Source organism: Vibrio ruber DSM 16370 (assembly GCF_900163965.1).
Taxonomy (GTDB): domain Bacteria; phylum Pseudomonadota; class Gammaproteobacteria; order Enterobacterales; family Vibrionaceae; genus Vibrio; species Vibrio ruber.
The window spans coordinates 1-1514 of the sequence record NZ_FULE01000082.1 but is presented as its reverse complement, the minus strand read 5'-3'; the positions used below and the strand labels follow the sequence as shown (position 1 = coordinate 1514).

1 protein-coding gene is annotated in these 1514 nt (G+C 54.8%); it reads right to left on the bottom strand.

Annotation, left to right across the window (positions count from 1 at the left end; translation table 11 throughout):
- Positions 1–30: 30 nt before the first annotated feature.
- The coding region (locus VR7878_RS20220) for a type VI secretion system Vgr family protein (protein ID WP_139344182.1) at positions 31–1514 on the bottom strand (1484 nt) is incomplete at its 5' end.

Below are 1514 nucleotides of genomic sequence, written 5' to 3'. Positions count from 1 at the left end.
ATCTTGTAATTCTGGGAAAAGCCTCATTATTTATGCCTCCGAGGTACACGGACAGTCACCACGCGGACAGCTTCCGTCCGGCTGGCGCTGACACATTTTCGACATCGGTGTGTTCTGCATTGAAACCTGTTCAAATGCCGGTGCCTGAATATTTTTCGGCGAAGCAAGCGTGTAGATCGCCGGGGATGCAGGCGTTTGGGTTGCAGTGATATCTAAAGCCTGCGCCTCCTCCGGAGCTGTTAACACGGTGAGAAGGTTCGGCATGGTTGCAAGCTGGCCGGCGTAACCGCTGCCGCTGCCGGCACTGCCGCCGGAGTTAAGGTTGATCGCACCGCTGACCACATGCACGCCGCCTGCATCGACTTTGATAAAACTGCCGCCGACTTTGACGGTGATTTCATTACCGGCATCGAGTACCACAGCATTTCCGGCCTTGAGGTGTACTTCGCTGCCTGAATCGACAATGGTTTTCTGGCCGACTTTCTGATGCAGTGAGGCATCGGTTTCGAGGGTGAGGTTCTGTTTGATTGCGGTTCGCTGCTCACCGTCAATACTCAGATGGTCGTTGACCTGCACATGGCTGTAACGGTCATTTTCAACCGTGAGATGGCGGTCATGCTTAATCTGGGTGGTGCTGTCATTTTCAACCAGCGCTTCATAGTCTTTCTGCGCATGGAGATAAATCTTCTCGCTGCCGGACTGGTCTTCAAAACTTAATTCGTTGAAACCGGTGCCCTGATGGGTCTGGGTGCGAATCACGGTTTTGGTTTTGTGATCCGGCAGAGGATAGGGCGGCGTGTTGGTCGCGTGATAGGTGCGCCCGGTCACCATCGGTTGATCCGGGTCACCGTTGAGGAAGGTGACAATCACTTCATGACCGATACGAGGGATCGCCATCATGCCGTACTGGGCGCCTGCCCAGCCTTGTGCGACGCGCACCCAGCAGGAGCTGTGCTCGTCTTCGTTGCTGTAACGGTCCCACGGGAAAGAGACTTTCACCCGGCCATGTTCATCACAGTAGATTTCTTCGCCTTCGGGGCCGACAACGGTCGCGACCATCGGGCCATCAACTTGTGGCTTTGGCTGGGGCTGCATACGCCACAGGGTTTCATTCGGGATGACGACAAACTGGTTGCTGTAAGTGGTGGCACCGCTGCCACCGGATTCTTCCAGTGCCTGAGGCTGACTGCCCTGATGGTCAATCCCGACAATCAGCCAGAGGCGGTTCATTGCACTATCAAGATGGTCGGCCAGTGTAAACACCACCCCGGCCTGAAGTCTGGCTTCGTTACTTTTACCGCTTGCGGTATGACTGGTGCGGCGCAGATGTTCGAGCTTAATCTGACTGAAGGCTTTGCCGCTGGCATCGTCTTTATAGCGCCCCGGTGCATCGTAGTGTTGGTAGTCCGGCAACTGATAGGCCATGTCACTGCCAAGTGCCGACTGTTTAAAGCTGTAAGAGGGCTTTTTAAAACTATAGTCACGCTGCGTCACTTCGGTAACTTCGGACTGTT